Origin of the sequence: Uliginosibacterium flavum (genome assembly GCF_040566545.1) — a bacterium.
Classification (GTDB): Bacteria; Pseudomonadota; Gammaproteobacteria; order Burkholderiales; family Rhodocyclaceae; genus Uliginosibacterium; species Uliginosibacterium flavum.
This window is the reverse complement of sequence record NZ_JBEWZI010000010.1, coordinates 1-16,354: the sequence shown is the minus strand read 5'-3', so window position 1 is coordinate 16,354 and position 16,354 is coordinate 1. Positions and strand designations below refer to the sequence as shown.

At 60.5% G+C, this 16,354-nt stretch carries 16 protein-coding genes and 1 other RNA gene; 7 read left to right on the top strand and 10 right to left on the bottom strand.

What is annotated here, in order from left to right; genetic code table 11:
- Nucleotides 1–7: 7 nt before the first annotated feature.
- The 4 genes from ABXR19_RS10590 to dnaX all read right to left on the bottom strand — a co-directional run bounded on the left by ABXR19_RS10590 (nucleotide 8) and on the right by dnaX (nucleotide 2,947).
- On the bottom strand, nucleotides 8–196 hold the full coding sequence (locus ABXR19_RS10590; protein ID WP_354601096.1) for a hypothetical protein: 189 nt from the start codon (nucleotides 194–196) through the stop codon (nucleotides 8–10).
- A 48-nt stretch (nucleotides 197–244) separates the two neighbouring features.
- Nucleotides 245–832, bottom strand: coding sequence for a recombination mediator RecR (gene recR, locus ABXR19_RS10585; protein ID WP_354601095.1), 588 nt, complete (start codon nucleotides 830–832; stop codon nucleotides 245–247).
- Nucleotides 833–938: 106 nt separating this feature from the next.
- Nucleotides 939–1,256, bottom strand: coding sequence for a YbaB/EbfC family nucleoid-associated protein (locus ABXR19_RS10580; RefSeq protein ID WP_354601094.1), 318 nt, complete (start codon nucleotides 1,254–1,256; stop codon nucleotides 939–941).
- Entirely contained in the window at nucleotides 1,253–2,947 is a 1,695-nt protein-coding gene (gene dnaX / locus ABXR19_RS10575) for a DNA polymerase III subunit gamma/tau (RefSeq protein WP_354601093.1), read from the bottom strand. Before dnaX ends, ABXR19_RS10580 begins: the two co-directional genes overlap by 4 nt.
- A gap of 166 nt (nucleotides 2,948–3,113) precedes the next feature.
- Here dnaX and ABXR19_RS10570 point away from each other — a divergent pair, with 166 nt between their 5' ends.
- Nucleotides 3,114–3,314, top strand: a complete 201-nt coding sequence (locus ABXR19_RS10570; RefSeq protein WP_354601092.1) for a hypothetical protein — start codon at nucleotides 3,114–3,116, stop codon at nucleotides 3,312–3,314.
- Between the two features lie 60 nt (nucleotides 3,315–3,374).
- Here the strand turns inward: ABXR19_RS10570 and ffs are convergent.
- Nucleotides 3,375–3,472: signal recognition particle sRNA small type (gene ffs, locus ABXR19_RS10565), an RNA gene on the bottom strand.
- A gap of 191 nt (nucleotides 3,473–3,663) precedes the next feature.
- On the opposite strand from ffs, the gene ABXR19_RS10560 reads away from it, so the two are divergent.
- The 5 genes from ABXR19_RS10560 to ABXR19_RS10540 all read left to right on the top strand — a co-directional run bounded on the left by ABXR19_RS10560 (nucleotide 3,664) and on the right by ABXR19_RS10540 (nucleotide 10,053).
- Entirely contained in the window at nucleotides 3,664–4,557 is an 894-nt protein-coding gene (locus ABXR19_RS10560; protein WP_354601091.1) for a hypothetical protein, read from the top strand.
- A gap of 133 nt (nucleotides 4,558–4,690) precedes the next feature.
- Nucleotides 4,691–6,232, top strand: coding sequence for a methyl-accepting chemotaxis protein (locus ABXR19_RS10555; protein ID WP_354601090.1), 1,542 nt, complete (start codon nucleotides 4,691–4,693; stop codon nucleotides 6,230–6,232).
- Nucleotides 6,233–6,634: 402 nt separating this feature from the next.
- Entirely contained in the window at nucleotides 6,635–8,176 is a 1,542-nt protein-coding gene (locus tag ABXR19_RS10550; RefSeq protein ID WP_354601089.1) for a DEAD/DEAH box helicase, read from the top strand.
- A 466-nt stretch (nucleotides 8,177–8,642) separates the two neighbouring features.
- The gene (gene purT, locus ABXR19_RS10545) at nucleotides 8,643–9,839 is read left to right on the top strand and encodes a formate-dependent phosphoribosylglycinamide formyltransferase (protein ID WP_354601211.1); all 1,197 of its coding nucleotides are present in this window, start codon (nucleotides 8,643–8,645) and stop codon (nucleotides 9,837–9,839) included.
- 13 nt (nucleotides 9,840–9,852) lie between these two features.
- Complete coding sequence (locus tag ABXR19_RS10540; protein WP_354601088.1) at nucleotides 9,853–10,053, top strand: hypothetical protein; 201 nt, start codon at nucleotides 9,853–9,855, stop codon at nucleotides 10,051–10,053.
- 1 nt (nucleotide 10,054) lies between these two features.
- Here ABXR19_RS10540 and ABXR19_RS10535 read toward each other — a convergent pair whose 3' ends face one another.
- Both ABXR19_RS10535 and ABXR19_RS10530 read right to left on the bottom strand, forming a co-directional pair.
- Nucleotides 10,055–10,768 carry a DNA alkylation repair protein gene (locus ABXR19_RS10535; RefSeq protein ID WP_354601087.1) on the bottom strand — a complete coding sequence of 238 codons (714 nt, stop codon included), beginning with the start codon at nucleotides 10,766–10,768 and terminating at the stop codon, nucleotides 10,055–10,057.
- 234 nt (nucleotides 10,769–11,002) lie between these two features.
- Complete coding sequence (locus tag ABXR19_RS10530) at nucleotides 11,003–12,367, bottom strand: TrpB-like pyridoxal phosphate-dependent enzyme (protein WP_354601086.1); 1,365 nt, start codon at nucleotides 12,365–12,367, stop codon at nucleotides 11,003–11,005.
- Nucleotides 12,368–12,836: 469 nt separating this feature from the next.
- Here ABXR19_RS10530 and ABXR19_RS10525 point away from each other — a divergent pair, with 469 nt between their 5' ends.
- The gene (locus tag ABXR19_RS10525) at nucleotides 12,837–14,039 is read left to right on the top strand and encodes an ammonium transporter (protein WP_354601085.1); all 1,203 of its coding nucleotides are present in this window, start codon (nucleotides 12,837–12,839) and stop codon (nucleotides 14,037–14,039) included.
- A 251-nt stretch (nucleotides 14,040–14,290) separates the two neighbouring features.
- On the opposite strand, the gene ABXR19_RS10520 is transcribed toward ABXR19_RS10525, so the two are convergent.
- The 3 genes from ABXR19_RS10520 to ABXR19_RS10510 all read right to left on the bottom strand — a co-directional run.
- Nucleotides 14,291–15,088 carry an aspartate dehydrogenase domain-containing protein gene (locus tag ABXR19_RS10520; protein ID WP_354601084.1) on the bottom strand — a complete coding sequence of 266 codons (798 nt, stop codon included), beginning with the start codon at nucleotides 15,086–15,088 and terminating at the stop codon, nucleotides 14,291–14,293.
- Between the two features lie 53 nt (nucleotides 15,089–15,141).
- A complete protein-coding gene (rnk, locus tag ABXR19_RS10515) occupies nucleotides 15,142–15,555 on the bottom strand; it encodes a nucleoside diphosphate kinase regulator (protein ID WP_354601083.1) in 414 nt (137 codons plus the stop codon).
- Between the two features lie 47 nt (nucleotides 15,556–15,602).
- Nucleotides 15,603–16,354 (bottom strand): dehydrogenase family protein (locus ABXR19_RS10510; RefSeq protein WP_494338511.1); only part of this gene is annotated, 752 nt, incomplete at its 5' end.

The following is a 16,354-nucleotide window of genomic DNA, read 5'->3' as shown; positions in this document are numbered from 1 at the left end:
GAATATCCTAGAAACCGTAGTTGGACGCGCCCGAGTGGGTCGCGATGCGGTGCGTTGGCAAGGCGCGCCGACGCAGCGGGCCTTTGCCCGCAAGGAGAAGCAACGCCGCCAGCGTGCAGCAGCGCGGCTCAATCGGACGCGTAGCGCTCTCACCCAAGTGGCGCCGGCTACCGTAGGAACGAAACTTAGTGTCCACGCGGGTTTTCCAGCAATTCAAAGCGGTCAACTGCGGTTTCTAGGATCATTACCAGCCGCGCCGCTCGACAAAAGCCTGCGCCACGGTGCCCAGATCGGTATGTTCAAGTTCGCCGCCCACCGGCACGCCGCGCGCGATGCGGCTGACCTTGAGACCACGCGTGCGCAGCATTTCGCCAACGTAGTGCGCGGTAGCCTCACCTTCATTGGTGAAGTTGGTCGCCAGAATCACCTCCTGCACCGTGCCATCGGTGGCGCGGGCAATCAGTTTATCCAGCTTCAATTCGCGTGGACCGATGCCGTCCAGCGGCGAAATCCGCCCCATCAAAACGTAGTACAAACCGCGATACGCGTGGGTGGACTCCATCACGGCCAAGTCTGAGGGCATCTCAACCACACACAGCTGCGAGGCATCGCGCGCCAGATTCAGGCAGCGCTCGCAGATCTCGGCTTCGGTGAAATTATTGCAGCGCCCGCAATGCCGGATATCCGCCAGCGCACTGGCCAGAGCCGCCGACAAGCGTGCCGCGCCCTCACGATTGCGTTGCAGCAGGTGATAAACCATGCGCTGGGCAGACTTCGGGCCAACGCCCGGGAGCACGCGCAAGGCTTCAGTGAGGGAATCGAGGAGGGACATTTTCTTTGGGGACTCGGGACTGGGAAATAGGAACTGGGAAAAACCACGGGCGGCAACGCCGCCCGCTGCACGCCGAGTACCCAGTCCCTAATCCCCAGTTCCCGTATTAAAACGGCAGCTTGAAACCCGGTGGCATGCCCGCGCTGAAGCCAGACATCTTCTCGGAGGAAGTTGCCTCGACCTTGGCCACGGCTTCGTTCAGCGCGGTCACGATCAGGTCTTCGAGCATTTCCTTGTCGTCCATGACCGAGGCATCGATCATCACGCGCTTGACCTTGTGCTGGCAGCTCATCACTACCTTCACGGCACCCGCGCCGGCAGAACCCTCCACGTCGACCAGGGCCAGCGCGTCTTGCGCCTTTTTCATGTTTTCCTGCATCTGCTGGGCTTGTTTCATCAAGCCAGCAAGGCCGCCTTTCATCATTGCATCTCTCCAGACAAGGGTTTTACTGAGGACTCCACCAGCGTGGCACCACCGCGCTCGATGAGTTCCTGCACAAAGGGATCGGATTGCATCGCGGCCACCGCATCGGCCTGCCGCGTCTGACGCACTTCTTCATTGCGTTGGGCGGGCGTCTGGCTGGCTACGTCGCCCACCTCGATATTCACCCGCACCGGCTGGCCGAAGTAGGTCGACAGCGCTTCCTGCAGCTTGGTCACGTTCGACGACATGGCAACCAGATGCTTGTGACTGGGCGGCAGGCGCAGCTTCAATACCGTACCCTGCAGATCCAGCAACTCGCAATTCTGAGCCAGCTCGCGCGTCATGGCGCCCAGGCCAGCGGCCAGAATCATCGCGTGCCAATCCATGTCCGCCGTCAGAGGCGCGGCGGGCGCGGCGAAGGCCGGTGGCGGAGCCTCGTTCAAGACCGGCGCGGGGCGAGGCTCTTCAGGCACATAGGCTGTTGAAGCAGGCGTGGCGGGCTTCGCCACAGGGGCAGGCTGCGCAGCCACGGCCGGTGCGGCTGTCTGGGCAGGTCTTGCTGGCGCCGCAGCCGGTGTCGCACGCGGCGCAGCGGCCACCGCACCCGGCGCGTCCGGCCGGAAGGCGTGCAGGCGCAGCAGGCTCATGGTGAAACCGGTGTATTCATCGGGCGCCAGCGCCAGTTCCTCGCGGCCATGAATCGCAATCTGGTAAGCCAGCTGCAAGAATTCCGGGGCAAAGGCGGCAGCGTAAGGCGTCAGACGCTCGCGTTCAAAGGTGTCGCTGATCGCCTGCGGGGCGAACTGCACCAGCGCCACGCGATGCAGCAAGGTGGCGAACTCTTGCAGCGCCGACTCGAAGCTCAGGCTGCGCGCTTCCATGGCATCGGCCACGGCAATCAACGCACCGATATCCTGCGCCTGCAGTGCATCCAGCAATTCGTAGAGATGATCCTCGCCGACCGTGCCGAGCATGTCGCGCACGCCCTCCTCCTCGACCTTGCCGGCGCCGTGGGCGATGGCCTGATCGAGCAGCGACAGCGCATCGCGCATTGAGCCGCTGGCGCCTTTGGCAATGTGGCGCAGCGCCCCGGGCTCAAAGCTCACGCCTTCCTTGCCCAGCACCTGACCCAAGTGATCGACGATGTGCGTCAGCGGCATCTGCTTGAGGTTGAACTGCAGGCAACGCGACAGAACGGTGACCGGAATCTTCTGCGGGTCGGTCGTCGCGAGAATGAATTTCATGTGCTCGGGCGGCTCCTCCAGCGTCTTCAGCATCGCATTGAAGGCGTGACCGGTAAGCATATGCACTTCGTCGATCATGTAGACCTTGAAGCGCCCACGCGCCGGGGCGTAAGCCGCTTTTTCGAGCAGCGAGGCCATGTCGTCGACGCCGCGATTGGAGGCCGCGTCCATTTCGACGTAATCGACGAAACGCCCGCTGTCGATCTCGGTACAAGCCGCGCATACGCCACAAGGCGTGGCGGTAATGCCACTCTCGCAGTTCAAGCTCTTGGCCAGAATGCGCGAGATCGTGGTCTTGCCCACGCCGCGCGTCCCGGTAAACAGATAGGCGTGATGCAAACGCCCGGTCTGCAGTGCGTGCGTCAGCGCACGGACGACGTGTTCCTGGCCGACTAGAGTTTCGAAACTCTTGGGGCGCCACTTGCGGGCAAGTACCTGGTAGCTCATGGGGCGCGATTTTAACAGCAGGGCAGCAAGAGCCTACGGGTATTTGTACGCGGGCTCCGACTTGTGTGATTGACGCGGGCTATTACGCCTGTTCAGGCAATCAATTGGACGCCACATTGGCCGCCGGCCAGACTGCAGTCAGACCTTCTGAGAAAGGGTAATGATCATGAACACCCCCACCCCCGGCACCAAAGAAACTCACAAAATCCTGCGCCTGATCGGCGCACTGATCATTGCGATTGGCAGCATGCTGCTACTCAACCAACTGATCGGGCCACAAATGCCCACTGGCACGGTGCGCGACGGTAATTACCAGCGCATGCAGCTGCCCGAAACCACCCAGCCAGCGCGTCTGATCGAAACCTGAGCACCAGGCACCAAAGCAAAACAGGCTGTGTCTCACGACACAGCCTGTTTCTTTATTCAAGGCGGCGAGCCTGACCCCCGGCACTTACAGGTAGTGGTTATGGCTGCTTCCTTCCGAACCTGACCAGATTCCCACGCTGCAATGCGGGGAGACCCGCCGCGCGCCATTGTAACCCAGTTTTCGTTTCCCCCCGCCAGCGCCAAACATACCCGGTGTGCCAAGCCCTGCCTCAAAGGGTGATTTCCGTTTACGACAACTCAAGTTCGTGGCCTCCCGGCCGATAGTCCGAAGACACCAGCCTGCCCAAAAAGAGCAGGGCGCCCCACCAAACAGAGCGAGAGGTACGAGCATGTCCCATCCTTGGCAGCGTCTGCTGGCCATAGCCTCGTTGACGGCCAGCCTTAGCGTACAAGCCGCCGACCTGACGGTCATTTACAACAAAAACGAACCCAAAAACTTCATCGCGCTTTTGCAGGATGCCTTGGAACACACCAAGGCAGACGGCGCTTATACACTCAAAGCAACCGACACCGCCCTGCCTACAGCACGCATGATCGACGAGATCGCCGACAACACCGGCGTCATTTCGATAATGACGCGCGGTTCGAACATGGAAGAGGAGAAAAAACTCCTACCCATCCGCATCCCGCTGGACAAGGGTCTGCTGGGCTACCGGATCATGCTCGTACGCAAGCAGGATCTGCCGAAATTTGCGGCCATCCAGAGTGTCGATGAACTCAAAAAGTTGAGTGTCGGCCAGGGCTCGCGCTGGCCGGACACCAAGATCCTTGAAGGCGCAGGCTTCAAGGTCACCAAAGCTTACTACGCAGCGGGCCTGCTGCGCATGCTCAACGAAGAGCGCTTTGACATGTTTGCCCGTGCCTCCTGGGAGGCTACGGGCAATTTCGAAGACGCCCAAAAGCAGGGGCTGGACGATCTGGTCATCGAGCCCAGTCTGACGGTGTTCTATCCCTACCCACGCATTTTCATGGTCAGTCGCAAGGGCGACGGTCCGGTGCTGGCTGCCCGCATCGAAAAAGGGCTGCGCATGATGATCAAGGACGGCAGCTTCGATAAAGCCTTCAACGAATTCTTCGGCCCGGCCATTGAAAGCACCAAGCTGCGCGAGCGTAAGGTCTTCCGTGTCGAAAACAAGCTTCTCTCGCCTGAGACACCCCTGGACGACAAGAGCCTGTGGTTCTCGATGGATACGCCTGCCGCCAAAACCCCCAGCAAACCCTGATCATTCCAATTCCAGATAGAAACGAGGCGCGAAGACGAGCCGCAGACAGTGCTGTAGCACGGCAAGGCGAAGTCAACAAAGTATCGTTTCTATCTGGAACTGGAATCAAATCCGCTACTGACGGAGATACAAAATGCCCACACTCAATCTCAACAGCATCAGCACCCGCCTGGGGCTCCTGTTTCTGGTGATCATCACCGCGCTACTGGCAGTGTCCGGCGGCATCAACTACTTCTCCGCCAAAGCAGAGCTTGAGACGGCCCTGGAAGAAGACGCCAACAACGCCATCGCCCGTATCCAGACCAACCTGTCGATGCCTCTGTGGAATTTTGACAAGCCGGTCATGGCAGCTACGCTCAAGGCTGAGCTTGGCGCTGGATTCATCCAGTCAATCGACCTGAAAACACCCAAAAATTGGGGCTTGATCATCGGTCGCGACAAGGATGGCAAGCCCGACGAACTCAAAGAGCAGATGGCAAACGCCGGCGAGCTGCTCAGCAAGGACGCCGAAGTGACTTACACGGAAGGCGAAAAAACCCAGAGCATCGGCAAATTCACTCTGCTGTATTCACGAGCCAATGTTGACTCGGCACTGCGCAGCGCACTCGGCGGTATCGTGCTGGAAATCATCGTGCTGGACGTAGCACTGCTGTTTGCCCTGTCGATGGCCTTACGCCTGATCGTGATCAATCCACTACACCGCATCCGCGATGCACTGAAGGATATTGCCGAAGGAGAAGCCAATCTGACGCGTCGCCTGGACACCACGTCCAATAATGAATTCTCCGAAGTCGCGCAATGGTTCAACACCTTCGTCGCACGCATCCAGGGGGTGATCCGCGAAGTCGGCGACAGCGTGGCTGAGCAGATATCCGCCTCGCGCGAACTCACCTCCGCCGCCGAAAAGGTCAGTTCTGCCTCGTCTCATCAATCGGAAGCCGTGCAATCCACCGCAGCCGCCATCGAAGAAATGTCAGTCAGCGTCAGCCACATTGCCGAGAACACGCATAACGTCGAAACCGAAACCCGCAGCGCGGCCAGCACCGCCAGTGGGGGCGCCCAAAGCGCCCGTCAGGCCGCCGGCGAGATCCGCCAGATCGCCCAATCCATTACGGGTGTCAGCGAAACCGTCAGCGCGCTGGCCAAACGCTCGGATGAAATCGGCAGCATCGTCAACGTCATCAAGGAAATCGCCGATCAAACCAATCTGCTCGCCTTGAATGCCGCCATCGAAGCCGCCCGCGCCGGCGAGCAAGGGCGCGGCTTCGCAGTTGTCGCCGATGAAGTCCGCAAGCTCGCCGAACGCACCACCGTTGCCACTCAGGAAATCAATTCCAAGATCGAAGCCGTCCAGCGCGACACGTCGGATGCTGTCGTCGGTATCAGGGATGCCAACCTCAAGGTCGAAGCCGGCGTAAAAAGCACCAGCGACGTGGCCGAAGCCCTGCGCATCATTGAGGACCAATCCACCGAAACCGTGGGTCACATCTCCACGATTTCGGTATCAGTGTCCGAGCAAAGCAGCGTCAGCCAGGACATTGCCCGCCACATCGAGCGTATCGCGCACAGCAGCGAAGAAAATCAGGAAGTCGCCGAGACCACCAATCGCCTGTCTGTTCGCCTGTCCGACATTGCCTCGCGCCTGGATGCCACGGTACGGCGTTTCACCGTATAAATTGCTCTCTTGCACTCATCCAGCCGGCACACGGAAATCCGGGGCAACAAGGCCCCGGATGCCAGACTGTTGCCACTCGCACGCCAAAATATCTTGCACGAATCCAACAGCCCGGCTTCCACAAATCAAACTTTTGCAAAATATACGTGCAATCAAGGCCTTGATCCTGTAGAGTGCGCCCCCTTGCAGCGCGGCCTTTGTGCATTGCAAAATTTTTACCTGTTTCATCGTCCCTGACCCCCCTTCTCACGCATTTCCGCATTTCTTCGGAAAATCCGCGCGTTTGTCGTACCGGTTGGCGCCGATGTTGTTTGCGCAGTCTTTTGACTGCGCCTGTTGCGCCAACTTCCTGTGCTGCTCACAGCAGACACAGACGCTTCGCGCTTTTTCGATTGGAATCAAATGTCGTTCAGTACCCTCGGGCTCAATGAAGCCCTCGTTGCCGCAGTTGCCAGCAGCGGTTACACCACCCCAACATCCGTACAAGCAGAATCCATCCCCGTTGCGCTGACTGGCGTCGACATGATGGTTTCCGCCGCCACCGGCAGCGGCAAGACCGCCGCCTTCATGCTGCCCGCCCTGCAGCGCATCATGGCGGCTCCGGCCGTCAAGAGCATCGGCCCGCGCGTCCTCGTGCTGTGCCCGACCCGCGAACTCGCCCAGCAAGTTGCCAAGGCCGGTGTCACCTATGGTCGCCCGCTGCAGCGTCTGGCCGTCGTCACCGTCGTGGGTGGCATGCCCTACCCGGCTCAATTGAAGCTGCTGCGTCAGCCGGTCGACATCTTGGTTGCCACACCGGGCCGCCTGCTCGACTACATCAATAGCGGCCGCATCGATTTCTCGCGCACTGAAATGCTCGTGCTCGACGAAGCCGACCGCATGCTCGACATGGGCTTCATGGAAGACATCGAAAAGATCGTCGCCGCGCTGCCCGCAGGTCGTCAGACCGTCATGTTCTCCGCCACCTTCGGCGGTGAAGTCGGTCGTCTGGCCGCCTCCATGCTGAACAAGCCCAAGCGCATCGAACTGGCCAACTCCACCGACACGCATGCCGACATCGAACAGCGCGTGCACTGGGCCGATGACACTGCCCACAAAAATCGCCTGCTCGACCACCTGCTGAATCAGGCCGACATGACCCAGGCCATCGTCTTCGCCGCGACCAAGCGCGATGCCGACTGGCTGTCCGAGTCCCTCGCCGACAAGGGCTTCGCTGCCGCTGCCCTGCATGGCGACATGCCGCAAGCCAAGCGCACCCGCACCCTCAACGGCCTGCGCCGTGGTGAAATCAAGGTCCTGATCGCCACCGACGTTGCCGCACGCGGCATTGACGTCCCGGCCATCAGCCACGTCATCAACTACGGCATGCCGATGAAGCCGGAAGATTATGTTCACCGTATCGGCCGTACCGGTCGTGCTGGCCGCAGCGGCATCGCCATCACCCTCGCGGTGCCGGCTGATCGCTTCAAGGTCAAGGCCATCGAGCGCTTCACCACCCAACTGATCCCGGCGTCCGTGATCGAAGGTCTGGAGCCGCGCTTCAAGCCCGAGCAACAACGCTCCGGCGGCGGTCGCAACTTCAATGACCGCCCGCGTACCTTCAATGATCGTCCGCGCTCCAACGACGCACCGCGTAGTTTCAGCGACCGTCCGCGCAGCAATGACGCACCGCGCAGCTTCAGCGATCGTCCGCGTTCGAACGACGCCCCGCGCAGTTTCAGTGATCGTCCACGTTCCAACGACGCACCGCGTAGTTTCAGCGACCGTCCGCGCAGCAACGATGCACCGCGCAGCTTCAGTGACCGTCCGCGTTCGAATGACGAACGCAAGATGGGTGATCGCCCGCGCAGCTTCAGCGACCGCGACGCCGCCCCGCGCACCTTCACGCGCGACGCAGCCCCGCGTCAGGACGAGCGTCTGGTACGTGCCCGCCGCGAGTTCTGATTCGCGCAGCACACGCTAGACAGAGAGAGGCCTCTTCGGAGGCTTTTTTTGCGTTCAGGGCGTCCTCAAACCGCCCCTCCCGTTATTCCGGACTCGATCCGGAATCCAGCGCCCTTCGCCACCCATCTTCTGGATTACGGATCGAGTCCGGTATGACGGGCTTGGCGAGGCCTGTCCCTCGCCCCTTGGGGGAGAGGGTGGCGCGCAGCGCCGGGAGAGGGCGCTTTTGACTTGCGACTTGCGACTTGCGACTTGCGACTTGCGACTTGCGACTTGCGACTTGCGACTTGCGACTTGCGACACATCATGCCCTAAGAGCCGCATCCCGCCTTGCTCTGCAGCACGCCTATCAGGACAAGGCCGCCCTGCGCGGCTCTTCAGCACACCTGCCACTGAGACAGATCAGCTCACCAAAACCACGCGCCGCGTTAAAATAGCGGCCTTTCCGGCCCACCTCATGCTCACCATGCACATCGGCACCCCGCTCTCCCCTTCCGCTACCCGCGTCATGCTGCTGGGCTCCGGCGAACTCGGCAAGGAAGTGATCATCGCGCTGCAGCGCTTCGGCGTCGAAGTGATCGCAGTGGACCGTTATCCGCACGCGCCGGGGCATCAGGTGGCGCACCGCTGGCACTGCATCGACATGACCGACCCCAAGGCCCTGCGCGCACTCGTGGAGCTGGAGCGCCCGCACATCATCGTGCCGGAAATCGAAGCCATCGCCACCGACGAACTCGCCCGCATCGAAGCGGACGGCCTCGCCACCGTCGTGCCCACCGCGCGCGCCACCCAGCTCACCATGCATCGCGAAGGCATCCGTCGCCTGGCCGCCGAGGAACTCGGCCTGCCCACCTCGCCCTACGCCTTTGCCGACACGCTTGAACAACTGCAGGCCGCCATCCACCAGGTCGGCTACCCTTGCGTCATCAAACCGGTGATGTCCTCGTCCGGCAAGGGCCAATCAGTCATCCGCAGCGAAGCCGATATCGCCGATGCCTGGGAATACGCAGCCACCGGCGGGCGTGTGAAGCAGAGCCGCATCATTGTCGAAGGCTTCATCGACTTCGACTACGAAATCACCCTGCTCACCGTACGCGCCAATAACGCCAAGGGCGAAATCGAAACCCGTTTCTGCGCGCCGGTCGGCCACGTCCAGGTACGCGGCGATTACGTCGAAAGCTGGCAACCGCAAGCCATGCTGCCACTGGCCCTGCATCGCTCGCGCGAAATCGCCGACAAGGTCACCACCGCGCTGGGCGGGCGTGGCGTCTTCGGCGTGGAGCTTTTCGTCAAGGGCGAACAAGTCTGGTTCTCCGAAGTCAGCCCGCGCCCGCACGACACCGGCCTCGTCACCATCGCCTCGCAGCGCTTCTCGCAATTCGATCTGCATGCACGCGCCATCCTCGGCCTGCCGGTGGATGTCAGCCTGCGCCGCCCGGGGGCCAGTGCCGTGATCTACGGCAACATGAACGCCACTGGCATCCTCTTCGAAGACGTAGACGAAGCCCTGCAGGTACCCGAATCAGATATCCGCCTGTTCGGCAAACCGGAAGCCTTCGAACGCCGCCGCATGGGCGTCGCCGTAGCCAGTGCCGATGATGTAGAGACCGCCCGGGCTCGCGCCACCGCCTGCGCCAACAAGGTCAAACCCTGCGAAGGGTGAGGCGGACGAGGGCTTGCTGCCGGATGATCAGTCGGCCCTGCAAACTCATGCACACCTGACAGAGACAGGTGTTTTTATTGTTTTCGGCCTCACAATTACCCTGAAAACTGATTCCGAGGAAAACCTGAAGAGTCTTTCTGGATGCGGATCTGCAGAGATCGCCCACCGGCAGATCGGCAGGTCGGAGAAGCCGAAGGCGCCTGCGCATTTCTGACCTAAGCAGGGGGCTCGGATTCCGGCTGATCTCCCTGAATGCGCTTGAGCGCTTCGCGCCGGGTCAGCCCGGACACCTGTCCGGCATGCGCATCGAGCCAGGCACATACCCAGTCCGGATCAGTCCGCGCAAACTGGCGCAAAGCCCAACCCATCGCCTTGCGAATGAAGAAATCACTTTGCCCCAGATTTGCCGTCAGCGCGGCCGCGAGGCGTGCACGATCCGTCTCGGCGGCGTAGTTCAACTGAGACAGGATCGCCACCCGGCGCAGCCACAGATCCTCATGCGTGGCATACCCATCCAGGCGCAGCCGCAGTTCTGGCGCCTTGCGGCACAGCGTGCCATAGACATGCGCAGCAAGCAGGTCCACCGAATCCCACCAGGCCTTCGCCCGCACCAGCGCCACCAACTGCGGCTCGTGCCGCGCCTCCAGTCGCCCGGCAAATTTCACCAGCAGATCAACCGCCACGTACTGACATTCGCGTTCGTCAAACTCCCACAAGGCTTCCGCCACGCCCAGCAGCCAGTCAGCCTCCGGCGCCTTGCCCAGCGTCGCGATCAAGGGCTTCACTGCCGCGCGCCGGGCCGACGTCGGGATGCCGAAAAACACGAAGCGTTGCTTCATATAGGCGGCCATCGGTGCGGCGCGCACGGGGTCGGCCTTGGCAGCGAGAGCGGCGCGTAGCGCGCTGGCGAAATTGACGGAATCGGACATCGGCGGCTCCTGCGGATCAGGTGCTGGAGACTATCAGAGAAAAATCACGGGCAGATCCAGCTCACCGGCAAAGCTCGAAGAACCGCACACAACAAGGATCTTCAAGCACCAACCCAGAACATCCAATAGCAGCAAGCCTCTGCAGGCAGAGTGCTTGCAGAGGCTTGCCGGGCGCGGCTCTTCAGGCATGGCTGAGCGATTAACGCAATCCTCAGCACGCATTGCTCAGTCCTGTCATGCGACCTGCGGGAGCAATGACAAAGCCATCGCCAGCTCGTTCTCGTCGTAGTCCTGATCAAGCAGATTGCCGTCGAAGTAGGCCTGATACGCAGCCATGTCCATGTGGCCGTGACCGGACAGGCAGAACAGGATGGTCTCGGCCTTGCCTTCGCGTTTGCAGCGCAGTGCTTCTTCGATGGCGCCCTTGACGGCGTGAGTGGCTTCGGGCGCCGGCACGATGCCTTCGGTGCGGGCAAACAGCACGCCGGCTTCGAAACAGGCTTTCTGCTGATAGGCCTGGGCTTCGATCAAACCGAGATCGGCCACATGACTGAGCATCGGCGCCATGCCGTGATAGCGCAGGCCGCCAGCGTGAAAGCCCGGCGGCGTGAAGGTGGATCCCAGCGTGTGCATCTTCACCAGCGGCGTCAGGCGTGCCGTGTCGCCGAAGTCGTAGGCGAACTTGCCGCGTGACAGGCTTGGGCAGGCGGCCGGCTCCACCGCGACGAAACGGCGTTTGCCATGCTCGCCACGCAATTGCTGGCCCAGGAAGGGGAAGGCGATGCCGGCAAAATTCGAGCCGCCGCCGGTACAGCCGATGATCACGTCCGGATCGTCACCGGCCATTTCCATCTGCAGGATGGCTTCCTGCCCGACGATGGTCTGGTGCAGCAGCACGTGGTTGAGCACCGAGCCGAGCGCATATTTGGTGTCTTCATTCTTGGCGGCGACTTCGACCGCCTCGGAAATCGCCAGACCGAGCGAGCCCATGAAGTTCGGATCTTTCGCCAGCGCGGCGCGGCCGGCATCGGTGGTGTTCGAGGGCGACGGGATGCACTGCGCGCCCCAAGTTTCCATCATGGCGCGGCGATACGGTTTCTGGTCGTAAGACACACGCACCTGATACACCGTGACCTCCAGCCCGAAGAGTCCGCCAGCAAACGCCAGCGAGCTGCCCCACTGGCCGGCGCCGGTTTCGGTGCATAGTTTCTTCACGCCTTCCTGCGCGTTGTACCAGGCCTGCGGGATGGCGGAGTTGGGTTTGTGACTGCCAGCGGGCGAGACGCCCTCGTACTTGTAATAGATCTTGGCCGGCGTGCCGAGCGCCTTTTCCAGACGACGCGCGCGGAACAAGGGGCTGGGACGCCACATCTTGAACACCTCCTGCACCGGCTCGGGAATGTCGATGTAACGCTCGGTGCTCATTTCCTGCGCGATGATGGCTTGGGGGAAGAGCGGCGCCAGATCGTCAGGACCAATCGGCTGACCGGTCCCCGGGTGCAGCGGCGGTGCGGGCGGCGTAGGCAGATCGGCCGCGATGTTGTACCACTGCCCCGGCATGCGGGCTTCTTCGAGCAGGTAACGATTACGATCAGGCATTGCTTGTCTCCAGCGTATTTTTTGGGAAAAGTCGCGTCGCGACTCTGAATGCTCCACTCGCCCATCCAAGGAGAGGGAACGAGCAGGCGTCCGTCATGGAAAACGCAGCCTAAACGAGCGCCTCATCCGTGACCATGATCTGCGCCAAACGCGCGCACATCGTCAGTGCACAACGAACATGCTCGAAGATCAGCCAGCAGCGGACCTCTACAGACAGACATGCTGAAGAAGCAAGCGGGTAGCCGCTCTACAGAACGAGCGTATAAGCTCAAAAACGTGCTCAACAACACTCATGCACCGCAATGCAGAAGCACTCAATCAGTGCACAAACTCAAGACATGCACAGATACAGCGCACAGGCGACAGCCTTTTTGCCCACAAGGGCAAACCAAACCATTGATTTATATAGAATACAACTCTGGCTTACTTCATGCTTATAGCTCCGCCATTGTGCAAAACGGAGTCCAAGATGGAGCAGTTCAAAACCCAAACTGACGTACTTTTCATTCTGTTAGGCGCCATCATGGTGCTGGCGATGCACGCTGGCTTCGCCTTTCTGGAATTGGGAACCGTGCGTCGCAAGAATCAGGTCAACGCCCTGGTCAAGATCCTCGTCGATTTCTGCGTCTCGACCATCGCCTACTTCTTCATCGGCTACGGCGTCGCCTACGGCATACATTTCTTCACGGGTGCCGAAACCCTGGCCGTGAGTAATGGCTACGGACTGGTCAAATTCTTCTTCCTGCTGACCTTCGCCGCAGCAATCCCCGCCATCATCTCCGGCGGCATCGCCGAACGCGCGCGCTTCTCGCCACAGATGGCAGCCACCTTCGCCTTGGTCGGCTTCGTCTACCCTTTCTTCGAAGGCATTGCCTGGAACGACAACTTCGGCATCCAGCCCTGGGTGGAGGCCGTGTTCGGCGCCAAGTTCCATGACTTCGCCGGCAGCGTGGTGGTGCATGCCATGGGCGGCTGGATCGGACTGGTTGCGGTGTTGCTGCTCGGCGCCCGCCGTGGTCGCTACAACAAGGACGGTGGCATTTCGGCGCACCCGCCTTCAAGCATCCCCTTCCTCGCCTTGGGCGCCTGGATTCTCACCGTGGGCTGGTTCGGCTTCAACGTGATGAGCGCGCAAAAAATGGAAGCGATCACCGGTCTGGTCGCGGTCAACTCGCTGATGGCACTGGTCGGCGGCACGCTGGTCGCGCTGGTTGCTGGCAAGAACGACCCGGGCTTCGTGCATAACGGCCCGCTCGCCGGCTTGGTCGCCGTGTGTGCCGGCTCGGATCTGATGCACCCGCTGGGCGCGCTGGTCGTCGGCGGTGTCGCCGGCGGACTGTTCGTCTACATGTTCACCAAAGTACAAAACCACTGGAAGATCGACGACGTGCTCGGCGTATGGCCCTTGCATGGTCTGTGCGGCGCCTGGGGTGGCATCGCCGCCGGCATCTTCGGCCAGACCGCACTGGGCGGCATGGGCGGTGTGAGTTTCTGGGCGCAGATACTCGGCACCCTCGCCGGCATTCTGGTGGCGGTAGTCGGTGGCGGTATCGTGTACGGCACGATCAGGAAATTCATCAGCCTGCGTCTGGATCCCGAAGAGGAATTCCACGGTGCCGATTTGTCCATTCATAAAATCGGTGCGTCTCCGGAACGGGAAACCAACTGGTAATTTTGGTAGCAAACAATCAAGTCTGTCGGACTTTTCAGCCCGACCTGACAATCTCAACAAAAAGCCCACGGCATGCCGTGGGCTTTTTTTTCATTTTAAGCAGACCTGTAAACCGCCACAGAACGGCGCTTACTCAGGAAAGCGGTCTGCCAATTCTGGCCTCTGCGGACACTAAGAAACAAGCTCGCAAACAGCTGCAATGCGACTCACAGGCGGCCCGAAGCATTCTCCATACAGTTCAATCAAATCGCTCAGAATGCGATCGGAGAAACCAGATTTTGCAGCAACGCAACCACGCTCCAGCCTGCGATGGCGCTGGTCCGCGAGTAAATATCGACGACGACATGAACCTCCTCGCCACGGACTTCTATGCGGTGATCGTCGCCCTTGAAGCCGGCTACGCTATTGATACTCACTCGGGTGGCATCAGCACCGGCAGTGGCGAGCGCAGTAGCTACGGCCACATTGACTTTGGTCGGAAAAAGCGCAATGGCATCGCGTGCGTTGCCGGAAAAAACTTCGCGCTTGTCGCTGGCATCAAGCAAGTCTTCGCTGAAGACAGCGGTATTGCGCAGTGAGTTAGGGCCTTTTTCTGTGGTGATACTGGCTTCAATGGCGCTCATCAGCGCCGCGGTGCGCAGTACGTCGAAACCGCCGATGGCGCCCGAAGCCAGATGGACACGCCGGCCGTTGGCACGCGCACAGGCTTCGATGCGCGCCAGAAAGCTGGCGTCGGCGAGCGCGCCGATGGACAGCAAGACGAGATTTGCCCCTGCCGATAAAACCGCTTCCGCGATTTCCTTGACGGCGCCGGGCGAAGCGGCCTCAACAACATAGTCGGGCGCCAGTTCCAGCAGCTCGCCGAGATCGGCGCAGGCCTTGCATTTGTAGCTGTCTGCCAGCGAGCGGGCGGACTCCGGGTTGCGTGACAGGCAAGCAACCAGCTCGTATTCCGGCAAGAGCCCATTTTTCCAGGCTTCAGCCACAATCCTGCCAAGAAATCCGCAGCCAACGATGGCCAGTTTCAGTTTTCTACGTTGAAGGCTCATTTCATCTCCGACTAATGGTTCGGTTGCGTGCCCGCTCTGAGAGGAACCCACTTTCACAAAGACAGCATCCCCACTCGCTCCGGCTGCCAGGTCACGGCAACAATCCGGACCGAGACATTGCCACCAGCGGGCGCTGGCCACTCGATTTCCTGCCCTACGGACAATCCCAAAATGGCCGCGCCAATCGGGGCAAGAATGGATACCTTATTCGGGTTGTCATCCATTTCATCCGGGTAACAAAGCACCAGTTCAAACTCTTTCCCGCTCGGGTCAATCACAAAGCGCACAACCGAACGCATCGTGACTACGTCTGGTGGCATCTGGTCAGCTTCCAGAATGTTGGCGCGCATCAGCTCATTTTCCAGCGCGACTGCACTGGCAAAATTTTCGGCCGGCAGTTTGCCGAGCAAGGAATACAGTCGCTCCAGATCCAGACTCGATACGGTAATGGGGGGCAATTCTGCCATGACGTTTTCTTCCACTAATTTTTAACAGCAACCAGGAAGGCGCCGACTCAGATCACGCCTTGCGCGAGCATGGCGTCGGCCACTTTCACAAACCCCGCGATATTCGCGCCATTGACGTAACTGACCTCGCCGGATTTCGAGCGGCCGTAGTTCACGCAGGTTTCATGAATATTGATCATGATTTCTCGCAAACGTGCATCTACTTCCTCGCGCGGCCAACCCAAGCGCATGGCATTCTGACTCATCTCCAGGCCGGAGGTGGCGACACCGCCAGCATTGCTGGCCTTGCCCGGCGCATAAAGCACTCCCTTGCCTTCAAAAACTTTTACGGCCTCCGCGGTCGAGGGCATGTTGGCGCCTTCAGCAACGCAGATCACTCCGTTTTCAAACAAGGTTTCGGCATCCGCCTTGTCCAGTTCATTCTGGGTCGCACAGGGAAGCGCAACATCCACTGGCACACACCAGGGCCGCACACCGGCAAGGAAGGTAGCTCCAACCCGCTGCGCATAATCACATACGCGCCCGTGCAGATTGTTCTTCACATCCATCAGGACAGCCAGCTTCTCGGGAGTAAAGCCATCTTCATCGACCACAGTGCCGCCGGAATCGGAAGCCGTGACGACTTTGGCACCAAGCTGCATGGCCTTTTCAATGGCGTATTGCGCCACATTCCCGGCCCCGGATACGCTGACCCGCAAACCATCGAGACTTCGCCCCTGCAGCTTGAGCATCTGCTCAACGAAATACACCGTGCCATAGCCAGTAGCCTCCGGGCGGATCAACGAACCGCCAAAGCTCA

What these genes read in the sequence shown, in the direction of transcription:
- recR (WP_354601095.1), bottom strand. Translation starts at nt 832, where the DNA reads ATGTCCCTCCTCGATTCCCTCACTGAAGCCTTGCGCGTGCTCCCGGGC.
- ABXR19_RS10580 (WP_354601094.1), bottom strand. Translation starts at nt 1,256, where the DNA reads ATGATGAAAGGCGGCCTTGCTGGCTTGATGAAACAAGCCCAGCAGATG.
- dnaX (WP_354601093.1), bottom strand. Translation starts at nt 2,947, where the DNA reads ATGAGCTACCAGGTACTTGCCCGCAAGTGGCGCCCCAAGAGTTTCGAA.
- ABXR19_RS10570 (WP_354601092.1), top strand. Translation starts at nt 3,114, where the DNA reads ATGAACACCCCCACCCCCGGCACCAAAGAAACTCACAAAATCCTGCGC.
- ABXR19_RS10560 (WP_354601091.1), top strand. Translation starts at nt 3,664, where the DNA reads ATGTCCCATCCTTGGCAGCGTCTGCTGGCCATAGCCTCGTTGACGGCC.
- ABXR19_RS10555 (WP_354601090.1), top strand. Translation starts at nt 4,691, where the DNA reads ATGCCCACACTCAATCTCAACAGCATCAGCACCCGCCTGGGGCTCCTG.
- ABXR19_RS10550 (WP_354601089.1), top strand. Translation starts at nt 6,635, where the DNA reads ATGTCGTTCAGTACCCTCGGGCTCAATGAAGCCCTCGTTGCCGCAGTT.
- purT (WP_354601211.1), top strand. Translation starts at nt 8,643, where the DNA reads ATGCACATCGGCACCCCGCTCTCCCCTTCCGCTACCCGCGTCATGCTG.
- ABXR19_RS10535 (WP_354601087.1), bottom strand. Translation starts at nt 10,768, where the DNA reads ATGTCCGATTCCGTCAATTTCGCCAGCGCGCTACGCGCCGCTCTCGCT.
- ABXR19_RS10530 (WP_354601086.1), bottom strand. Translation starts at nt 12,367, where the DNA reads ATGCCTGATCGTAATCGTTACCTGCTCGAAGAAGCCCGCATGCCGGGG.
- ABXR19_RS10525 (WP_354601085.1), top strand. Translation starts at nt 12,837, where the DNA reads ATGGAGCAGTTCAAAACCCAAACTGACGTACTTTTCATTCTGTTAGGC.
- ABXR19_RS10520 (WP_354601084.1), bottom strand. Translation starts at nt 15,088, where the DNA reads ATGAGCCTTCAACGTAGAAAACTGAAACTGGCCATCGTTGGCTGCGGA.
- rnk (WP_354601083.1), bottom strand. Translation starts at nt 15,555, where the DNA reads ATGGCAGAATTGCCCCCCATTACCGTATCGAGTCTGGATCTGGAGCGA.